Annotated in this window: 15 protein-coding genes; 10 read left to right on the top strand and 5 right to left on the bottom strand. The window is 70.4% G+C overall.

Translation table 11 applies throughout. The features are described from left to right. Positions 1 to 27: 27 nt before the first annotated feature. Positions 28 to 1,446, bottom strand: coding sequence for an alkaline phosphatase (locus ODE13_RS06090; protein WP_322478457.1), 1,419 nt, complete (start codon positions 1,444 to 1,446; stop codon positions 28 to 30). A 161-nt stretch (positions 1,447 to 1,607) separates the two neighbouring features. Between ODE13_RS06090 and ODE13_RS06085 the strand changes: the two genes are divergently transcribed. The 3 genes from ODE13_RS06085 to ODE13_RS06075 are packed head-to-tail and all read left to right on the top strand — an operon-like array spanning position 1,608 to position 4,673. Next, complete coding sequence (locus ODE13_RS06085) at positions 1,608 to 2,225, top strand: TetR/AcrR family transcriptional regulator (RefSeq protein ID WP_322478456.1); 618 nt, start codon at positions 1,608 to 1,610, stop codon at positions 2,223 to 2,225. Beyond that, on the top strand, positions 2,222 to 3,775 hold the full coding sequence (locus ODE13_RS06080; RefSeq protein WP_322478455.1) for an MDR family MFS transporter: 1,554 nt from the start codon (positions 2,222 to 2,224) through the stop codon (positions 3,773 to 3,775). Before ODE13_RS06085 ends, ODE13_RS06080 begins: the two co-directional genes overlap by 4 nt. A 43-nt stretch (positions 3,776 to 3,818) precedes the next feature. Next, positions 3,819 to 4,673, top strand: a complete 855-nt coding sequence (locus ODE13_RS06075; protein WP_322478454.1) for a UbiA family prenyltransferase — start codon at positions 3,819 to 3,821, stop codon at positions 4,671 to 4,673. 26 nt (positions 4,674 to 4,699) lie between these two features. Here ODE13_RS06075 and ODE13_RS06070 read toward each other — a convergent pair whose 3' ends face one another. The 3 genes from ODE13_RS06070 to ODE13_RS06060 are packed head-to-tail and all read right to left on the bottom strand — an operon-like array spanning position 4,700 to position 7,636. Continuing rightward, complete coding sequence (locus tag ODE13_RS06070) at positions 4,700 to 5,857, bottom strand: NAD(P)/FAD-dependent oxidoreductase (protein ID WP_322478453.1); 1,158 nt, start codon at positions 5,855 to 5,857, stop codon at positions 4,700 to 4,702. Further along, positions 5,850 to 6,542, bottom strand: a complete 693-nt coding sequence (locus ODE13_RS06065; RefSeq protein ID WP_322478452.1) for a methyltransferase domain-containing protein — start codon at positions 6,540 to 6,542, stop codon at positions 5,850 to 5,852. The genes ODE13_RS06070 and ODE13_RS06065 overlap by 8 nt, the downstream gene beginning before the upstream one ends. An 11-nt stretch (positions 6,543 to 6,553) precedes the next feature. Continuing rightward, complete coding sequence (locus tag ODE13_RS06060; protein ID WP_322478451.1) at positions 6,554 to 7,636, bottom strand: type III polyketide synthase; 1,083 nt, start codon at positions 7,634 to 7,636, stop codon at positions 6,554 to 6,556. 349 nt (positions 7,637 to 7,985) lie between these two features. Between ODE13_RS06060 and ODE13_RS06055 the strand changes: the two genes are divergently transcribed. The 5 genes from ODE13_RS06055 to ODE13_RS06035 all read left to right on the top strand — a co-directional run bounded on the left by ODE13_RS06055 (position 7,986) and on the right by ODE13_RS06035 (position 12,942). After that, entirely contained in the window at positions 7,986 to 9,458 is a 1,473-nt protein-coding gene (locus ODE13_RS06055) for a purine-cytosine permease family protein (RefSeq protein ID WP_322478450.1), read from the top strand. A gap of 39 nt (positions 9,459 to 9,497) precedes the next feature. After that, positions 9,498 to 11,138: an amidohydrolase gene (locus ODE13_RS06050; protein ID WP_322478449.1), complete on the top strand. Its 1,641-nt coding sequence runs from the start codon at positions 9,498 to 9,500 to the stop codon at positions 11,136 to 11,138. Positions 11,139 to 11,294: 156 nt separating this feature from the next. Beyond that, positions 11,295 to 12,113 carry a helix-turn-helix domain-containing protein gene (locus ODE13_RS06045; RefSeq protein WP_322478448.1) on the top strand — a complete coding sequence of 273 codons (819 nt, stop codon included), beginning with the start codon at positions 11,295 to 11,297 and terminating at the stop codon, positions 12,111 to 12,113. A gap of 46 nt (positions 12,114 to 12,159) precedes the next feature. Further along, on the top strand, positions 12,160 to 12,510 hold the full coding sequence (locus ODE13_RS06040) for a VOC family protein (protein ID WP_322478447.1): 351 nt from the start codon (positions 12,160 to 12,162) through the stop codon (positions 12,508 to 12,510). Between the two features lie 36 nt (positions 12,511 to 12,546). After that, the gene (locus tag ODE13_RS06035) at positions 12,547 to 12,942 is read left to right on the top strand and encodes an MmcQ/YjbR family DNA-binding protein (RefSeq protein WP_322478446.1); all 396 of its coding nucleotides are present in this window, start codon (positions 12,547 to 12,549) and stop codon (positions 12,940 to 12,942) included. Between the two features lie 33 nt (positions 12,943 to 12,975). On the opposite strand, the gene ODE13_RS06030 is transcribed toward ODE13_RS06035, so the two are convergent. Beyond that, on the bottom strand, positions 12,976 to 13,464 hold the full coding sequence (locus ODE13_RS06030) for an Lrp/AsnC family transcriptional regulator (protein ID WP_322478445.1): 489 nt from the start codon (positions 13,462 to 13,464) through the stop codon (positions 12,976 to 12,978). Between the two features lie 112 nt (positions 13,465 to 13,576). On the opposite strand from ODE13_RS06030, the gene ODE13_RS06025 reads away from it, so the two are divergent. Both ODE13_RS06025 and ODE13_RS06020 read left to right on the top strand, forming a co-directional pair. After that, positions 13,577 to 14,773 (top strand): PLP-dependent aspartate aminotransferase family protein, encoded by a 1,197-nt coding sequence (locus ODE13_RS06025; RefSeq protein ID WP_322478444.1) that lies wholly within the window; start codon positions 13,577 to 13,579, stop codon positions 14,771 to 14,773. A 31-nt stretch (positions 14,774 to 14,804) separates the two neighbouring features. Then, positions 14,805 to 17,198 (top strand): transketolase-like TK C-terminal-containing protein, encoded by a 2,394-nt coding sequence (locus tag ODE13_RS06020; RefSeq protein ID WP_322478729.1) that lies wholly within the window; start codon positions 14,805 to 14,807, stop codon positions 17,196 to 17,198.

The following is a 17,198-nucleotide window of genomic DNA, read 5'->3' as shown; positions in this document are numbered from 1 at the left end:
CCAATGCGTGTGTGCGGGAGTGAAGCGTCAGTCCTCCAGTGCCCAGAACCCGTCCATGAGGACGTCGGCCACCACCGTGTTGTCCACAAAGTCGCCGCGCACCGGGTCGGTGCCGACGATCTCCTCGTGGAACGCCTCGGAGCCGGCGCCGCGGAAGAAGAAGGGCACCACCTGGTTGGTGTGGTTGCCGGAGTACCATCCGAGCTCAGGCAGCTGACCCGCCTCGCCGGTCATCGGGGTGAAGCCAGGCTGGTCATCGGGGCCGGCCAGGTATCCCGTCTCGTGGTCGGAGGTCACGATCATCAGAGTCTCGTCCCAGGAGGACTCGGTCTCGACCCACTCGATGACGGCGTCCACGGCGTCGTTGAAGTCCTGGACCTCCTCGATGTCGCGCGCAGTGTCGTTGGCGTGGCCCGCCCAGTCGATGGCGCCCCCTTCGATCATCAGGTGGAAGCCGTCGTCGTTCTGTCCGAGGACGTTCAGCGCGGCCTGCGACATGGTCGGCAGGTCGACCACCCTGTTCTGCTTCACGTCATAGGGCTGCTCGGACTCGCCGGAGCGGCCGTGCTGCAGGGTGGAGGCCACCTGGGCGATGCCGAAGGCACGCTCGGGCAGGTGCTGCTGCTTGCCGCGGGCGTATTTGGCGAAGTCGGAGTCCTTGTCGGCGAAGTCGAACTCGGTCTCACCTGAGGAGAGCCGCTCGTAGTCCTCCTCGGCCACGTAGGTGAACTCGGGCTCCTTGAGCTTCTTGCTGTCGTCGTCGTAGTAGGGGTGCCCCGCGCCGAAGATGACGTCCAGATCGGACTCGATCATCTCTTCGGCGATCTCGTGATAGTTGTTCCGGGACTCGTTGTGCGCGGCCCAGGCGGCCGGAGTGGCATGGCTGAAGGGCACGGAGGAGACGACGCCGGCGGAGCGGCCGGTCTCGATGGCGCGCTCGGAGAGGTTCTCGACGGACTCCCCGTCCGCATCCAGGCCGATGACGCCGTTGTCAGTCTTCTCCCCGGTGGCCATCGCGGTGCCCGCCGCGGCGGAGTCGGTGGCACCGGTCTGCACCCAGTCATGGTCGGACCAGGCCGCCTGCGGGTCATACTCGCCGCCGGCGGCGTAGGTGCTCAGGGCCAGCAGGTCCCAGTCCTCGTAGGTCTGCACGGCCTCGCCGGGAAGCTCCTCAAGGACCTCGGGGTCCGCGTCGCCCTCGACCTGGTAACGGGTCTGGCCGGTCTCGTAGAGGTTGGTCGCCGCCAGGTGGTTGTAGCCCATGCCGTCGCCGACCATGTAGATGACGTTCTTCGGCCCCTGCTCGGCCTCGGACGCGCTGAGTGGGGCGGGGGCGCCGACCCCGGCCGTGGCCGCAGGTGTGGTGACGCCCAGAGCGGCGGTTCCGAGGACGACGGCTGCGGCGAGGCTCAGGCCGCGGGTGAGGCGGGGGTGCCGATCGGACATGCTTCTCCTTCTTCGTGGGATGGCTTCTCTGCCGCACAGAACCCTAGGGAGCCGATCTTCACGGCCTGTGACCAGCTGATGAACAGGAGACGGAGAGCATGTGATGGACCAGACAACGCCTTGCACTGGTGCAATATTGCACTCGTGCATATAGTGGACGCGTGCACGAATCAACGATCTCTCAACGCGAGCGCAATCGCCTCGACACCTGGAACGCCGTCCACGAGGCCGCCCAAGCGATCGCCTGGGAGGAGGGGCCGCAGGAGGCCGCGGTCGAAGCCATCGCCGCCCGGGCCGGGGTCTCACGACGCACCTTCTTCAACTATTTCCCCACCAAGGAGGATGCGATCCTCGGCACCCGGACCCCCGAGGTCTCCGAGGGTGACATCGAGCGCTTCCGCACCTCGGACGAGGACGAGCTGACCCGCGTGGTGCACCTCTTCGTGGCCGTGGTGCGCACCGCGATCCCCGAGGCCACATCCCCGCAGCGTCGCCGCATCATCGGTGAACATCCCAGCCTGCAGAGGCGCGTGCTCCGCCTGCTCTCCGAGGTGGAGCGGATCGTCGCGGAAGTCATCCAGGCCCGCGTGGAGGACGGCGACGACGTCGCGCTGGCCGCTCCCGGTGACGGCGCCCGTCTCGAGGCGCTGCTCATGCTCTCCGGCGTCATCGCCAAGTACGCCTTCCACCGATACCAAGAATCCTCCGCCGAGGACCCGCGTGAGTTCCTCGACGAGTCCATCGCCATGTTCCGAGAGGTCGTCGACACCACACGATGAAAACCCCCGACTCCACTGCGCAGCAGAGGCGCGCCACGCCGGCCCCGGACGCCCCCCTTCCCCGAGGGCGCGGCCTGGTCCTGATCTTCGCCGCGCTGATGATCGCGATGCTCATGGCCTCCCTGAGCCAGACCGTGCTCGCCACCGCCCTGCCGACCATCGTCGGAGAGCTGCACGGGGTCGAGCACATGGCCTGGGTGATCACCGCCTTCATCCTGGCCTCGACCATCATGATGCCGGTCTACGGCAAGCTCGGTGACATGTTCGGCCGCAAGCCGCTCTTCCTGATCGCCATCGTGGTGTTCGTCCTCGGCTCCGCGCTCGCCGGCGCCGCTCCGTCCATGGACGTGCTCATCGCAGCCCGCGTGGTGCAGGGCATCGGCGGCGGCGGCCTGATGATCCTCTCCCAGGCGACCATCGCCGACGTCGTCCCTGCACGGGAGCGTGGCCGCTACATGGGCGTGATGGGCGGGGTGTTCGCCTTCTCCTCGGTGGCGGGGCCGCTGCTGGGCGGCTGGCTGACCGACGGACCGGGCTGGCGCTGGACCCTCTGGATGAACGTGCCCCTGGGAGTGCTCGCCCTGCTCGGGATCGCCCTGCTGCTGAAGCTGCCCCGGCATCCGCGTGCCGAGAACGGCCGCATCGACTACTGGGGGATGGCGCTGCTGGGCGGTGTCACCACCGCCGTCGTGCTCGTGGCGACGTGGGGCGGCGGCGACTTCGCCTGGACCTCACCGGTGATCCTCTCGCTGATCGCCCTCGCCCTGGTCGCCTCCGGGCTGTTCATCTGGGTGGAGTCGCGGGCTGCTGAGCCGGTCATGCCGCTGATGCTGTTCCGCAATCGCAACTTCAACCTCACGATGGCCGCCGGGCTGATCACCGGCGTGGCGATGTTCGGTGCCCTGGGCTATATGCCCACCTATCTGCAGATGGTCACCGGCTACAGCCCCGCCGAGGCCGGGTTGCTGATGATCCCGATGATGGGCACCCTGCTGGTCACCTCGATCGTCGTGGGGCGTCGGGTCACACTGACCGGCAGGTACAGGCACTTCATGATCATCGGCAGCGTGATCACCGCCGCCGGGCTGGGCCTGCTCTCCACCGTCCATGCTGACTCGCCCGTCGTGCTCGTCTGCCTGTACCTGGGTGTGATGGGTCTGGGTCTGGGCGCCACCATGCAGCTGCTGACGCTGGTGGCGCAGAACTCCTTCGCCCTGCGCTTCGTGGGCACCGCCACCGCCGGGCAGAACTACTTCCGGCAGGTGGGCGCCACCCTGGGATCGGCGGTGATCGGTTCGCTCTTCGCCACCCGGCTCACCCAGTCCCTCTCCGGAAAACTGTCTGCCGACGCCGTCGGAGAGGGCGGAGCCAGCTCGCTGACACCCGCGCTGGTCGGCGAGCTGCCCGAGCCGGTCCACACCCTGGTGGTGGAGTCCTACAACGACGCCCTGATGCCGCTGTTCCTCGCGCTGGTGCCGCTGGCGCTCCTGGCCACGGTGTTCCTGCTCTTCGTGAAGGAGCAGGCGCTGTCCACCACGCTGGAGAGGTGAGTGAGACACTGGCACCGTGATGAGTCCGGTGAGGAGTCCTGTGATGGGTCCGGTGCTGAGGTCGATCGTTGGCCTGTGGCGGTCCTCGCACCCCGGCCCGACGCTCGTCGTCACGACCCTGGCGGCCGCGCTGGCACTCGCCTCAGGGCTGGAGGTCTGGCGCATCCTGCTGCTCGCCGCGGCGGTGTTCTCGGGGCAGCTCTCGATCGGGATCTCCAATGACGCCATCGACGCCGAGCGCGACCGTGCCGTGGGGCGGACGGACAAGCCGATCGCCTGCGGGGAGGTCGCTCTGCGCACCGCATGGACCGCCGCCGTCGTGCTGGCCCTGCTCGCCCTGGGACTGTCGGCTCCGCTCGGCGTGGAGCTCGCCGGCGCCCACGCCGTGGTGCTGGTGTGCGGATGGTCCTACAACGCCGGGCTGAAGACGGGGCCGCTGTCCATCGCGCCCTACGTCCTGGCGTTCGGGTGCTTCCCCTCACTGGCCACCCTGGCGGCCGCGGATCCGCAGCTCGCCCCCGGGTGGGCGTGGCTCGCCGGCGGCGCGCTGGGCGCGGCGCTGCACCTGACGAACGTGCTCCCCGACCTGGACGACGATGCCCGCACCGGGGTCCGCGGCACACCCCATCGGCTGGGGCCGAAGGCCTCCGTCCGGCTGGCGGCGGCCTCGGTGCTGCTGGGCGCGGCCTCCGCCACACTCGGGCCCGCCGGCGGGAGCATCCCCGAAGTCACCGCGATCGGCTGGGTGGTGCTCGTCCTCGTCGTCGCGGTCGTGCTGGTCAGCCTGGTGCTCGCGCGGGCAGGATCCTCGGGTCGGGTGCTCTTCCGCCTCGTCATGCTCGCCGCCCTGCTGCTGGCCGCGCAGCTGGTGGCCTCCGGTCACTCGCTCGCGACCTGACATGACCTGCCCGGGTGACCTGCTGATCAGTGGCGCGCAGCAGGCCTGTTCCACGCTCTGGCTCCGGAGTCGAATCCCATGGCATAGGCACGGGCGAAGAGCCCGCCGACGCCCGGGCCCAGCATCCCCTGCAGGCCGCAGCGCCGCAGAGCGTCCAGTGCCGGGGGCGCAGGGCGGCCGAGGCGCAGATTCACCCCGGCGAGCAGGGCCGCGCGGCGGGCCGAGCGGATCCTCGAGAGTTCCCAGCGTCGCAGGTCGGCCTCCGGAGGGACGTCCGTGCGGAGCCAGGTGGCCAGCAACGGGGCTAAGGCGACGGCGTCGAGCAGTCCCAGATTCATGCCCTGACCCCCGATGGGGCTGACCTCATGGGCGGCGTCGCCCACGACGAGCATCCGTCCCTGTCGCATGGTCGGCGCCACCATGCGCCGCACCCCGAAGCCGGTGACCTCGCCGACGGTGATCTCACCGTCGGTGGCCGCCCCGCGGTCGATCAGCGCCTGCTTCATGCGGTCCAGACGTGCGGGCGCATCCTGCGCCGCGCCCGGAGGATCCCAGGCGACGAATCGTCGGCGCCCGGCGGGGAGGGGGAAGGACTCCAGCACGCCGGTCTCCGCGAGGTGCACCACGGCGGTGGCGCGGGAGCCGTCGTCGGGCACCTTTGCATCGGTCATCAGATAGCGGTCGGGGTAGGTGTGTGGCTGCAGCTCCGGGTGCACGAGGCTCCGTGAGCGGGCTCCTCCAGCGAGGACGACCAGCGGGGCGTGCCGCTCCCCGGCGTCGGTGCTCAGCTGCACGGCATCACCGGCGGGAGTCAGGCCGGTGACCCGGACCCCGCGCACCGGCTCCGGCGCTGAGCGCGCGAGGACCGCCTCGGTGGCGGCCTGGGGGAGCGTCGCGACGAAAGGGAAGCGCGCCGAGAGCCGGTCGAAGCGCACAGTGCCGAGCAGGCGCCCGCGTGAGCGCGCCTGCCCGTGGCCGACCCGCACGGCGTGCTCCAGGAGGCCCTCCGTGACCCCGGAGCCCTCCAGGGCGGTGAGCACCGGCGGGTGCACACCGATGGCACGGGTGCCGGGGCTCGGCTCCGCGCGCTGTTCGAGGAGCTCGACGTCGACCCCGTGACGCCGCAGCTCACTGGCCATCAGCAGCCCCACGGGGCCGGCGCCGACGACGATCACCTCAGGCATGGCCCGACGCCTCGGCGAGCAGCCGGAACGGTGCCGGCGAGGAGACGGTCCACTCCGGGCCCAGGTGGGTCGCTAGCTCCTCGCGCCGGTGGCTGCGGCGGATCGAGCGCAGCCCGTCCACCCGCAGGAACGTCCCTGGGGCCAGCGGGGTGATGCCGGCGGCGTAGAGCCAGTAGGCCCGCCGGCTCCGAGCGATGTCATTGTGCAGGACCAGACCGGAGGAGAGCGCCCGGGAGGCGCCGGTGAACTCGACCAGCTCGGGCGCCTCCAGGTGGTGGAGCACATGGTTGGAGATCACGACGTCGAAGGTCTCGCCTCGGGCGAGGAGGGTCTCGGCGTCGGCGCAGACGAACGTGGCTCCGGGGACCTCCCGTGCGCATGCCGCCCGGTGCGCCCGGGGGTCCGGATCGGCTCCTGTCCAGTGCACGGCGAGGCGGTCCCGGACCGCCAGGCCGGCCAGGCGCGCGATGACGTCCCCGCCGCCCGAGCCGAGATCGAGCACCCGAGCCGGTCGGCCCAGGCCGGCCAGCACCGGACGGAGATGTCTGCGGTAGACGGTGTCCCAGCCGGAGACCACACGGTTGACGATCCCGAAGCGGCGAAGTGTCGCGTGCAGCCGCTCGGGGTCGCAGTCGGGATCGTCCATGAGTTCGCGCAGCAGGTCATCGCGTCGCGAGAGGTCCATCGGGGAAGGTGTCACCTCTTCCTGTGCATCAGCGCGGACTCCACGGTCAGGCCCGGTCCGAAGGCGAGGGCGGCGATCGGCCCCTCGACGGCCGGGTCCTCCAGCAGCCGTCGCAGGATGAACAGGATCGTCGCGCTGGACATGTTGCCGCAGTCCCTCAGCACCGCACGGGAGGCGTGCAGGGCCGCGGGCTCCAGCCCGAGTCCCGTCTCGACCCGATCGAGGACGCTGCGCCCACCGGGGTGGACCGCCCAGATGCCCGGAGGGGGATCGTCGCCGAGGAACCGGTCCACGGCGTCACGGATCTCGCGTCCGATGATCCGCGGGACCTCGGCCGAGAGCGTCATCTGGAAGCCATGGTCCCCGATGGTCCAGGACATGTCCGACTCGCCCTCCCTGGTCAGCGCAGTGGCGAAACGGTCCAGGACCAGCCCGCCCGGGTCGCCGGGGATGTCGCCGGCGGTGACCAGCGCCGCGGCCGCCCCGTCGGCGAACACGGAGGCCGCCACCACCTGCTCCGGGTCCGAGGTCTCGCGGACGTGGAGCGAGCACAGCTCCACGCACACGACCAGGACGACGGCTCGGGGGCGTCCCTCGGCGATCTGCGAGGCCAGGCGCAGCGCCGGCAGCGCCGCCGAGCAGCCCATGAAGCCCAGATGAGCGCGCTCGACGTCCTCGCGCAGGCCGAGGTCACGCACGAGGTGGTAGTCGAGGCCGGGAGCGAAGAACCCGGTGCAGGACACCGTGATCACGTGGGTGATCTGATCGGCGGCGACGGCGCCGCGGGTCAGGGCGTCGCGGGCGGCTGTCGTGGCCAGCGGAGGCGCGGCACTCCGGTAGAGGTCGTTGCGGACGCCGGTCGTGGGTGACAGCAGCGTGCCGTCCTCAGCGATGAACACCCCGTCGGGCGAGCCGGCAAGGCCCTCCAGCACGGTGTGCCGCGTCTCGATCCCCGACGCGTCGAAGGCGCCCCCGATGAGGCGGCGCGTGAGTCGGTCCGCGCCGGGCTGCCCGGCGAAGAAGGCGCGCAGATCCGGCTGCGGCGCCGAGGTCTCCGGCAGCGCCGTCCCGATGGAGATGATCCGCGCAGGCATGTGCCCACTTAACCATGTGAGGGACTCCGCCGTCGCAGGGTCGCAGGAGGGGTCGCAGACGGCGGGCGAGAGTGCGGAGCTGAGGGCGTGGGCCGAGGGCGGTGTCAGGCTCCGGGGCAGATGCCCCTCTTGCATTAAATGAACGACAGTCATATTGTGAGGCCTGACGCATGACGCGGGTCACATATGGCGGCCGCCTCAACGGCGCGGCGGCCGCCGCCTGACCCGCCCGCCCGCCCGGGCATCGTCGGGCGGGCGTCCCCTTGACCTGCCACGCCGCCGTCGAGCCGCTCTCCGCCATCGGGCGGAGCTCGCGGCCTGTCCCGCACCGCCCACCGAAAGGCATCCCATGCCCTCCACACCCGTCGAGGAGCCGGAGACCCGGCTCGGACCGGCCGCGACCAGCGCCGGCGCAGCCCGTCCGACCGAGTCCGGAACCCCCACCCAGCCGGAGACCCGAGGCATCGAGCTCATCGACGAGTCGAGCCGCCGCGGACGCCCCGGAGCCCTCTTCTGGGTCTGGGCCGCGCCCAACGCCAGCTTCCTGACCTTCACCATGGGTGCCGTGATGATCGCGGTGCTGGGCCTCTCCCTGGTCCAGGCGTTCATCGTCATCGCCGCGGCCTCCGTGGGATGGATCCTCACCGGCATCATCGCGGTCAGCGGCCCGGCCGCCGGCACGTCCGGCTCCGTCATCAGCCGCGCCATGTACGGGGTGCTGGGCAACAGGATCGTCGTGGGCCTCTACGGCTGGCTGCTGGCCGCCGTCTACCTCTCGCTGACCTGGTCCGCGGCCTCCATCAACGGGCTCGGTCTGCTGGGCCGGATGGGCCTGGCGCAGACGGCGACCCTCGGTGTCGTCGTCGTGTTGGTGGTCTCCGGGCTCACCGTGCTGGTGGCCGTCTACGGGCACGGGCTGATCCTGAAGACCTACCCGTACATCACCAACTTCCTGGTGGTCATGTTCGTGATCACCTCGCTGTTCATGATCCCGCACTTCGACATCAGCCACGCCCCGGCGGAGCCGCTGGGCGGCATGCACCTGGCCATGATGATGACCATCGGCTTCACCATGCTGGTCTCCACGCCGGTGTCCTTCATCAACAGCCCTGACATGGCCCGCTACCTGCCGAAGGCGACACCCGGCTGGCGGGTGGCCGCCGCCACCGCGCTCGGCGGCGCGCTGCCCGGCATCGTCTTCACCTCGGTCGGGGCGCTGATCGCCACCGGGGCCGGATTCGACATGGTCCTGGACCCCATGGGTGCCTTCGACGCCGGACTGCCCGGCTGGTTCTTCCCACTGTTCACCATCGCAGTGATCGTGGCGGCCATTGCCCTCAACGCGATGACCACCTACAGCGCCTCGATGGCCCTGCAGGCCTTGGGCATCCCGATCCGCCGGATCCCCTCGGCGCTGATCATCGCCGTCATCGGCACCGTTCTGACCATCGTCTCCGTGGCGATCTACGACTTCACCACGGCGGTCTCCCAGATGCTTCAGGTCATCGTGGTCGCCGCCGGGCCGCTCATGGCGGTCTTCGTCGCCGACGTGCTGATGCGCCGTGGCCGGTATGACGGTGTGGACCTCCTGGACGCCTCGCCGTCGAGCACCTTCTGGTACCGGAAGGGCTGGAACCTGGCTGGGCTGTTGAGCCTGGTGCTGGGCGGCGTCGCCTCCGCGATGTGCCTCAACAGCGAGGTCTATGTGGGTCCGGTGGCCGCGGTCACGGGACTGGACCTGTCCATTCCGGCCGGGCTCGTGATCGCCGCCGGCAGCTACGTCCTGCTCTCTCGCACGCGCCTGACCGCCCATGTCGCCTGACCACCTATCTCACCTGAGCCACGAGGAGCCTCACCCACCATGGTCACCACGATCTACCGCAACGCCACGATCTTCACCGCCGACGACGCCGGCTCCGCCGGTGCTCAGGCGGAGGCCTTCACTGTCTCCGCGGGCCGGTTCACCCACGTGGGCCCTCTGGATCAGGTGCGGGCCGACGTCGCCGCCGAGGGTGGGGAGGTCACCGAGGTGGACCTCGGCGGACGGTTCGTCGGGCCCGGCATCATCGACTCCCACACGCACCTGACCACGTTCGGGGAGGCCGTGGGCAAAGTCCAGCTGCGCGACTGTCGGACGCTGGAGGAGATCCGGCAGCGGCTGCTCGCCGCCCACCAGGCCGACCCTGGGGCGCCGCGGATCCTGGGTGCGAGCTGGCTCTTCGACGCCGTCGGGGACGAGCACCCCACCGCGGCGATGCTCGATGAGGCGCTCCCGGATGTGCCGGTGTATCTAGATGCCAACGATCTGCACTCGGTGTGGGTCAACACCGCGGCGCTGGAGGAGATGGGCATCGACGCCCACAGCCAGGACCCCGTGGGTGGACGCATCGCCCGCGACGCCGAGGGGCGCGCGACCGGCATGCTCTACGAGACCGCCGGGCGGCAGTACGCCCGGAACTTTCTGGAGAGCCTCAGCACGCCGGAGGACCAGGTCCGTTTCCTCGAGCTCGCCTTCGAGGCCTATCTGGAGTCGGGGGTGACCACAGTGACCGACATGGCCATGAACCAGGCCGACGTCGCCGCGATCCGTGCCCTGATCGCCCGTGACGGCGGACTGCCGTTCCCGGTCACCGCGCATATGATCATCGAGCCCGGAGCGGACACCGTGGCGGATCTGGCCGGGATCGAGGAGATCGTGGCCCTGCAGCAGGAGATCGCCGTCGGGTCCGAGGCGGAGTGGTTCCGGATCGCCGGGGTGAAGTTCATCATGGACGGCGTCATCGACGCCTGCACGGCGACCATGCGGGTCCCCTACGCAGACGGGACGAACTGTGACCCGATCTGGAGCGCCGAGCGGCTGCGTCCGGTGGCGCAGGCGGCCGACGAGGCCGGGCTGCAGATCGCGATGCACGCCATCGGGGACCGCACCAGTGAGATCGCCCTCGACCTGCTGGAGGACTGCGCGAGGCGGCGGCACCCCCGGCGCCACCGTGTGGAGCACCTGGAGACCGTCACCGAGGAGACCATCGGACGCATGGCCCGCCTCGGAGTGACCGCCTCCATGCAGCCGGTGCACTGCGACCCGGCCATCATGGACAACTGGAAGGCCGTGCTCGGAGACCACCGCAGCGAGGAGGGTTTCCCCTGGAAGAAGGTCCGCGACGCCGGAGTGGCCCTCACCCTGGGCACCGACGCGCCGACCGCGCCGCATGAGGCGCTGCCGAACCTCTACATCGCCCTGACCGGCGGCTCCGCGATGTCTCCCGAGCTGCCGCCGTATCACCCGGAGCGGGCCTTCACCCCGGAGGAGGCGCTGACCGCGCTCACCGCAGGGGGAGCGTGGGCCGGAGAGATGGAGCGCCTGCGCGGACGGATCCGGCCCGGGCTGGAGGCGAACTTCCTGGTGCTCGACGCCGACCCGCGCCAGCAGGCACCGGAGGTCCTGCTGGGTACACAGGTGCGCAGCACCTACGTCCGTGGAGTGCAGCGTTACCGCCGCTGACAAGCCCGCCCCAGACCTGCTCACCCGACCTGCCATCCCGGTGCACCCTGTGTGTGAGATCGCACCCTCAACGTTGGCGGTGCGATCTCACACATAGGGTGCGGAACCAGTCGGGGCTCCTTCCCTGTGGGGTGGAGGCGTGGTGGACTGCGCGGTGTGACCGAGTACAGGAGGTTCCGGCCCGCCGCGGCCCTGACCCACGTCGTCGAGCACTACTGGTCTGTCATCTCGGAAGGGCCGGTCTCTCCGGCGGCGTCGCAACGACTGGTCGCGGTGCTGGTCCCCAACGGCCGGCCCACTCTCCAGTTCTGTCTCGGCACTCCCGGGACCCGCCGCGCCCTGGACGCCCCGCCGGTGCCGAATGCGGACGTCTACCTGCCGGTGAGCACCCGCCCCTTGGTGATTGAGCAGGAGGGCCCCTCCCACTATGTCGGTGTGCAGTGCACCCCGTGGGGAGGCCGGGCGCTGTTCCCGCAGCTCACGGGTGGGCAGCCTGTCCAGGTGCAGGTCGCCGCCGGCGCGCTGCCGGACGGGGAAGGGCTCGCCGAGGATCCCGTCGGCACGCTCGATGCCTGGCTCAGCGCCCTGGCGCCCCCACCGGTCCCTCAGGAAGCGCTGCTTGCCTCCGCGGTCAGGCGCATCGACGCCGATCCCTCCGCTGTGGAGGTCAGCACCCTGTGCCGTGAGCTCGCCACTTCGGCATCCACGCTGTACCGTGCGTTCCGCCGCGGGATCGGTCTCTCCCCGAAGCAGTACATCCAGGTCATGCGGCACCGGGCGTTCACCGACCGGCTCCTGGCCGAGACCGCCGGGGAGCCGGCCGCGCTGGCCGCGGCCCTGGCTGGATACGCCGACCAGCCGCATGCGGTGCGCGAGTTCTCCCGGTTCACCGGCATGACGGTGTCCTCCTTCCGGGACACCTATGACGGCATCGCCCGGCTCATGGCCCGCACTGACGAGCTCGCCTCGCGTTGACCGATTCGTTCAAGGCATCCGGCGTTCGCCTCCCTACGCTGAACGCATGGGACATATCATCCACGTCGAACTGACCAGTGCGGCGCCGCAGGCGACCGCTGACTTCTACGCCCGAGCCTTCGGCTGGCGCACGACGGCCTCGCCGTTCATCCCGGACTACCTCACGGCCGAGACCGGGGACGGGCCGGGGATCGACGCAGCCATCATGAGCAGCGACTACCAGAGCCAGCACACCATCATGTGGATCGAGGTCGAGGACATCGACGCCGCCCTCGCCGCCGTCACAGAGGCCGGCGGCGCGGCGGCCGGAGAGGTCCACGACCTCCCCGGGGTGGGCCGGGTCGGATACGCCTCCGACCCTGCCGGCGTCGTGATCGGTCTGAAGCAGCCCGCCTGAGGGCTCCAGCAGCGGGCATGCCCCTACAGTGGAGGCATGGAGGAGACCCTCACCGGACGCCGCATCCAGGAGACGGCGGCGAGCACGGCCCGGCAGTTGCCCTGGGTCACGTGCACCCACCCGTTCGGGGAGGAGCACGACGTCTACAAGGTCCGCGAGAAGGTCTTCCTCATGGCCACCGACGCCACCGGAGAGCCGATCATCACCCTGAAGGTCCAGCCCGACGCCGCCGACGTGCTGCGCGAGGAGTTCCCCAGCATCCGCCCCGGCTATCACATGAACAAGCGGCACTGGATCTCCGTGGCCGAAGGACCTGGCGTGACCGCCGAGCTGATCGAGGAGCTGGTGGTGACCTCCTACGACCTGGTGGTCTCCACCATGGTCGCCTCACGCCAGCCGATCCGCTTCGGCCTGGGTCCCGACGACGGCTGAAGGGGCGCGACGGCGGCTGATCGCGCGCTGCGCTCACGGCGCCTCGGGGATCCAGGTCCCGCGCCGGGAGTCGAACACGATGTGTGTCTCGGTGTTGCGGATGGCCGGGTGGACCGTGATGTGGTCCAGCACGAAGTTCTTCAGCTCCTCCGCGCTGCGCATCGCCACGGTGAGCATGAAGTCGGCCCGCCCGGTCAGATGCACGACCTGCAGGACATGCGGGGTGGTGACCATGCTGTCCAGGAACTGGTCCACCGCCTCCCGCGAATGGCTGCTCATATACACCGTGATGACCGCCTGCAGCGCGTAGCCGAGCTGCGCATGGTCCAGGTCCATCCGCGGGGGACCGATGGTGCCGGCGTCGCGCAGCCGCCGTCGTCGGTACGCGCAGGTGGACTCTGCCACGCCGAGCCGGGAGGCCAGCGCCTTGTTGGTCAGCTCCGGGGCCGCGCTGAGTGCTGCGATGAGGGCGTGGTCGAGCCCGTCCAGACCCTCCGGTGTCAGTTGTCGACTCGACGACATGACCCTTCCCTTCTCGCGTCGACATGGTGAGAGCACAGCATCAGGGCCACTCGATGGGATCTTCAGCAAGACTCATTGCGCAGTGCTGTGCGCTCAGCAACCATCATGACCTATGAGACGTGAATCACGCAGCCTGGACACGGCGGCGGTGCACGCCGGTCGCGACGACCTCGCCGGCCTGGGCGTCCACGCCCTGCCCCTGGACCTCTCCACCACGAACCCGCTGCCCGGCATCGAGGCCGGCGGGCTCTCCTATGAGTCCCTGGCCTCCGGGGGTGCGGTGCCCGAGGGTGGCAGCGCGGTCTACGCGCGGCTCTGGAACCCCACCGTGGCGCGCTTCGAAGACGCCCTGGCCACCATGGAGCATGCCGAGGCCGGAGTGGCGTTCTCGTCCGGGATGGCCGCCGTCACCGCCTCGGTGCTGGCTCTGTGCCTGGGCCAGCAGAAGCCGCATGTGGTGGCGGTCCGCCCGCTCTACGGCGGCACCGACCACCTGCTGGCCTCCGGGATGGTGGGCACCGAGGTCACCTTCTGTGCCGCAGACGAGGTCGCCGCCGCGATCCGGCCGGACACGGGCCTCATCATGCTGGAGACCCCGGCCAACCCGACCCTGGAGCTGGTGGACATCGCCGCCGTCGTCGCCCAGGCGGGGCAGGTTCCGGTGCTGGTGGACAACACCTTCGCGACGCCCGTGCTGCAGAATCCGCTGGACCACGGGGCCGCGCTGAGCCTGCACAGCGCCACCAAATACCTCGGCGGCCACGGGGACGCCGTCGGCGGCGTGGTGGCCTGCTCGGAGGAGATCGCCGCCCACCTGCGGCAGGTCCGCGCCATCACCGGGGGGATCCTGCACCCGCTGGCCGCCTATCTGTTCCACCGGGGGCTGGCCACGCTGCCGGTGCGGATGCGCGCGCAGCAGGACTCCGCCCGACGGATCGTGGACTGGCTCACCGGTCACGACGCCGTCGCCGAAGTCTGTTACCCGGGGCTCCACGGCGATCCCACCGGGATCCTGGGGGCGCAGATGCGCGGCACCGGTGCGATGATGGCGATCCGGCTGCGCGGCGGCTACGCGGCCGCCGAGCAGCTCACCGGCGACGTCTCGCTGTTCACCCACGCGGTCTCCTTGGGCGGAGTCGACTCCCTGATCCAGCATCCGGCGGCGCTGACGCACCGACCGGTGGCCGCCGAGGCGAAGCCCGATGCCGATGTAGTCCGGCTCTCCATCGGGCTGGAGTCCCCGGAGGATCTGATCGCTGACCTGGCCCGTGCGCTGGTGGTTCCGGCGCTGATCGGGGAGGATCGGTGACGTGGACCACAGACCGATGACGACGCACCCGATGGACGAGGACCGGCAGTTCGAGACCTCGGACCAGTATGATCCGCCGACGACGAACTCGCGGCCGCTGCGGGCCTCCTCCTCCGCCGACGCCACCGTGCTCGACGAGATCGCCCAGCGCACGCTGTGGCTGGCCACCGGCATCATCGACGCCGCCAACCGCGGGCGGGAGAACGCCGACGGCCTCAAGGTCGGCGGGCATCAGTCCTCCTCGGCCTCGATGGTCGGCATCATGACGGCCCTGTGGTTCTCTCAGCTGACCAGCCGGGACCGGGTCTCGGTGAAGCCGCATGCCTCTCCTGTGCTGCACGCCATCAACTACCTGCTCGGCGACCTCGACGCCTCCTATCTGACCCGGCTGCGCTCCCTGGGCGGGCTGCAGCCCTATCCCTCCCGGTCCAAGGACCCGGACACCGTGGACTTCTCCACGGGGTCGGTCGGCATCGGCGCCACCGCACCCATCTGGGCGGCCCTGTCCCACCGCTACCTGGCCAGCCGCATCGAGGACACCCCTCCGGCCGGCCGCTTCTATTCGCTGCTCGGCGACGCCGAGATGGACGAGGGCGCGGTGTGGGAGGCCATCATCGACCCCGAGGTGCGCCAGCTGGGTGAGGTCGTGTGGATTGTGGACCTCAATCGGCAGTCTCTGGACCGCGTTATCCCGGACTCGCAGATCCAGCGGCTGCGCGGGATGTTCGCCGCCGCCGACTGGCAGGTCATCACGTGCCCGTGGGGCCGCCGGCTCCAGGAGACCTTCTCCCGCCCCGGCGGCGAGGTGCTCGAGCAGCGCATGCGCACCATGCCCAACGAGGAGTACCAACGGATCCTGCGCGCCCACCCCGCCGAGATCCGTGACCGGCTGCTGCGTGGCTGCCCCGCGCAGGACGCCGCCGCGCTGACCGAGCTGCTCGCCGGTCACGACGACGGTGCGCTCGCCGAGCTCGTGCGCGACCTCGGAGGCCATGACCTTCAAGAGCTGCAGGCCGCGTTCGCCGCCATCGACGACACCCGGCCCACTGTGGTGTTCGCCTACACGATCAAGGGTCGCGGACTGGCCACCGAGGGTCACCCGAACAACCACGCCGCACAGCTCACCGAGGAGCAGATGCACGAGCTGGCCGAGGCCTCCGGCACCTCGCTTCAGGACCCGTGGGTCCGGTTCCCCGAGGACACTGCGGCCGGTCAGCTGTGTGCGGAGGTCGCCCGGCGGCTGCGCCGGGAGCGTTTCACCCCGGCCGTGCCCCCGACCGTCCCTGCCGAGCTCGGCTGGAACCCGAAGGCGGTGACCTCCACCCAGGCCTCCCTGGGTCGGTTCCTCTCCGACCTGCGCCGCGCAGCCCCTGAGGTGACGGATCGGGTGGTCACCGTCAGCCCCGACGTGGCCAGCTCCACCAACCTGGGCGGGTGGATCAACAAGACCGGGGTGTGGTCCCTGGCCGGGAGGCACGACTGGTTCTCGGATGACAGGGAGCGGCTGCTCAAATGGCAGGAGAAGCCGCAGGGCCAGCACATCGAGCTCGGGATCGCCGAGGTCAACCTGGTCAGCCTGGCCGGCGAACTGGGGCTCACCGGTGAGCGCTGGGGTCAGCCGCTGATCCCCATCGGGGTGCTCTACGACCCGTTCATCAACCGGGCGCTGGAGCCGTGGACCTTCGGGCTCTACGCGGGAGGCCGCTCCCTCATGATCGGCACGCCGTCCGGGGTGACCTTGGCGCCGGAGGGCGGGGCACACCAGTCCATCAACACACCCTCGGCGACCCTGGAGATCCCCGGCCTGACCAGCTGGGAGCCCGCCTTCGCCCAGGATGTGGAGTGGGTGATGCTCGAGGCCATGCGGGACCTGTTGGACCCCGACGGCGGCTCCGCCTATCTGCGGCTGTCCACTCGTCCGGTGGAGCAGTCCTTGGCGAAGGTGCCGGAGGACGAGCTGCTGCGCCGTCGTCGTCGAGAGCAGGTGGTGGCCGGCGGGTACCGGCTCTCCGCGCATCCGGCCGCTGAGGACGACGTCACCCTGGTGGGGGCCGGCGCGATCATGACCGAGGTGTGCGCGGCCGCCGAGTCCCTGGCCGGGCACGGTGTGCGCGCCGGCGTGGTGTGCGTGACCAGCCCGAGCCTGCTGTTCCGGGCGTTGCGGGCCCGCCGTGAGGTGGCCGCGACGCGGCGCTCGGCGATCCTGGAGACGCTGTTCCCGGCGGAGCACCCCCGGCCGCTGGTCACTGTGATGGATGCCCACCCGCATACGCTCGCGTTCCTGGCCGGTGTGCGCGGGGACCCGACCCACACGCTGGGGGTCACCGCGTTCGGGCAGGCCGGCACCATGGCGGAGATGCACCGGCTGCACGGCATCGACGAGGACTCGATCGCCTCGGCGGCCCTGGACATGCTCGGCTGGTGA

The sequence above is a fragment of the Nesterenkonia sp. HG001 genome (genome assembly GCF_034438835.1).
Classification (GTDB): Bacteria; Actinomycetota; Actinomycetes; order Actinomycetales; family Micrococcaceae; genus Nesterenkonia; species Nesterenkonia xinjiangensis.
This window is presented reverse-complemented; position numbering and strand designations above follow the sequence as displayed.

What these genes read in the sequence shown, in the direction of transcription:
- ODE13_RS06090 (WP_322478457.1), bottom strand. Translation starts at nt 1,446, where the DNA reads ATGTCCGATCGGCACCCCCGCCTCACCCGCGGCCTGAGCCTCGCCGCA.
- ODE13_RS06080 (WP_322478455.1), top strand. Translation starts at nt 2,222, where the DNA reads ATGAAAACCCCCGACTCCACTGCGCAGCAGAGGCGCGCCACGCCGGCC.
- ODE13_RS06075 (WP_322478454.1), top strand. Translation starts at nt 3,819, where the DNA reads ATGGGTCCGGTGCTGAGGTCGATCGTTGGCCTGTGGCGGTCCTCGCAC.
- ODE13_RS06070 (WP_322478453.1), bottom strand. Translation starts at nt 5,857, where the DNA reads ATGCCTGAGGTGATCGTCGTCGGCGCCGGCCCCGTGGGGCTGCTGATG.
- ODE13_RS06065 (WP_322478452.1), bottom strand. Translation starts at nt 6,542, where the DNA reads ATGGACCTCTCGCGACGCGATGACCTGCTGCGCGAACTCATGGACGAT.
- ODE13_RS06060 (WP_322478451.1), bottom strand. Translation starts at nt 7,636, where the DNA reads ATGCCTGCGCGGATCATCTCCATCGGGACGGCGCTGCCGGAGACCTCG.
- ODE13_RS06055 (WP_322478450.1), top strand. Translation starts at nt 7,986, where the DNA reads ATGCCCTCCACACCCGTCGAGGAGCCGGAGACCCGGCTCGGACCGGCC.
- ODE13_RS06050 (WP_322478449.1), top strand. Translation starts at nt 9,498, where the DNA reads ATGGTCACCACGATCTACCGCAACGCCACGATCTTCACCGCCGACGAC.
- ODE13_RS06040 (WP_322478447.1), top strand. Translation starts at nt 12,160, where the DNA reads ATGGGACATATCATCCACGTCGAACTGACCAGTGCGGCGCCGCAGGCG.
- ODE13_RS06035 (WP_322478446.1), top strand. Translation starts at nt 12,547, where the DNA reads ATGGAGGAGACCCTCACCGGACGCCGCATCCAGGAGACGGCGGCGAGC.
- ODE13_RS06030 (WP_322478445.1), bottom strand. Translation starts at nt 13,464, where the DNA reads ATGTCGTCGAGTCGACAACTGACACCGGAGGGTCTGGACGGGCTCGAC.
- ODE13_RS06025 (WP_322478444.1), top strand. Translation starts at nt 13,577, where the DNA reads ATGAGACGTGAATCACGCAGCCTGGACACGGCGGCGGTGCACGCCGGT.
- ODE13_RS06020 (WP_322478729.1), top strand. Translation starts at nt 14,805, where the DNA reads ATGGACGAGGACCGGCAGTTCGAGACCTCGGACCAGTATGATCCGCCG.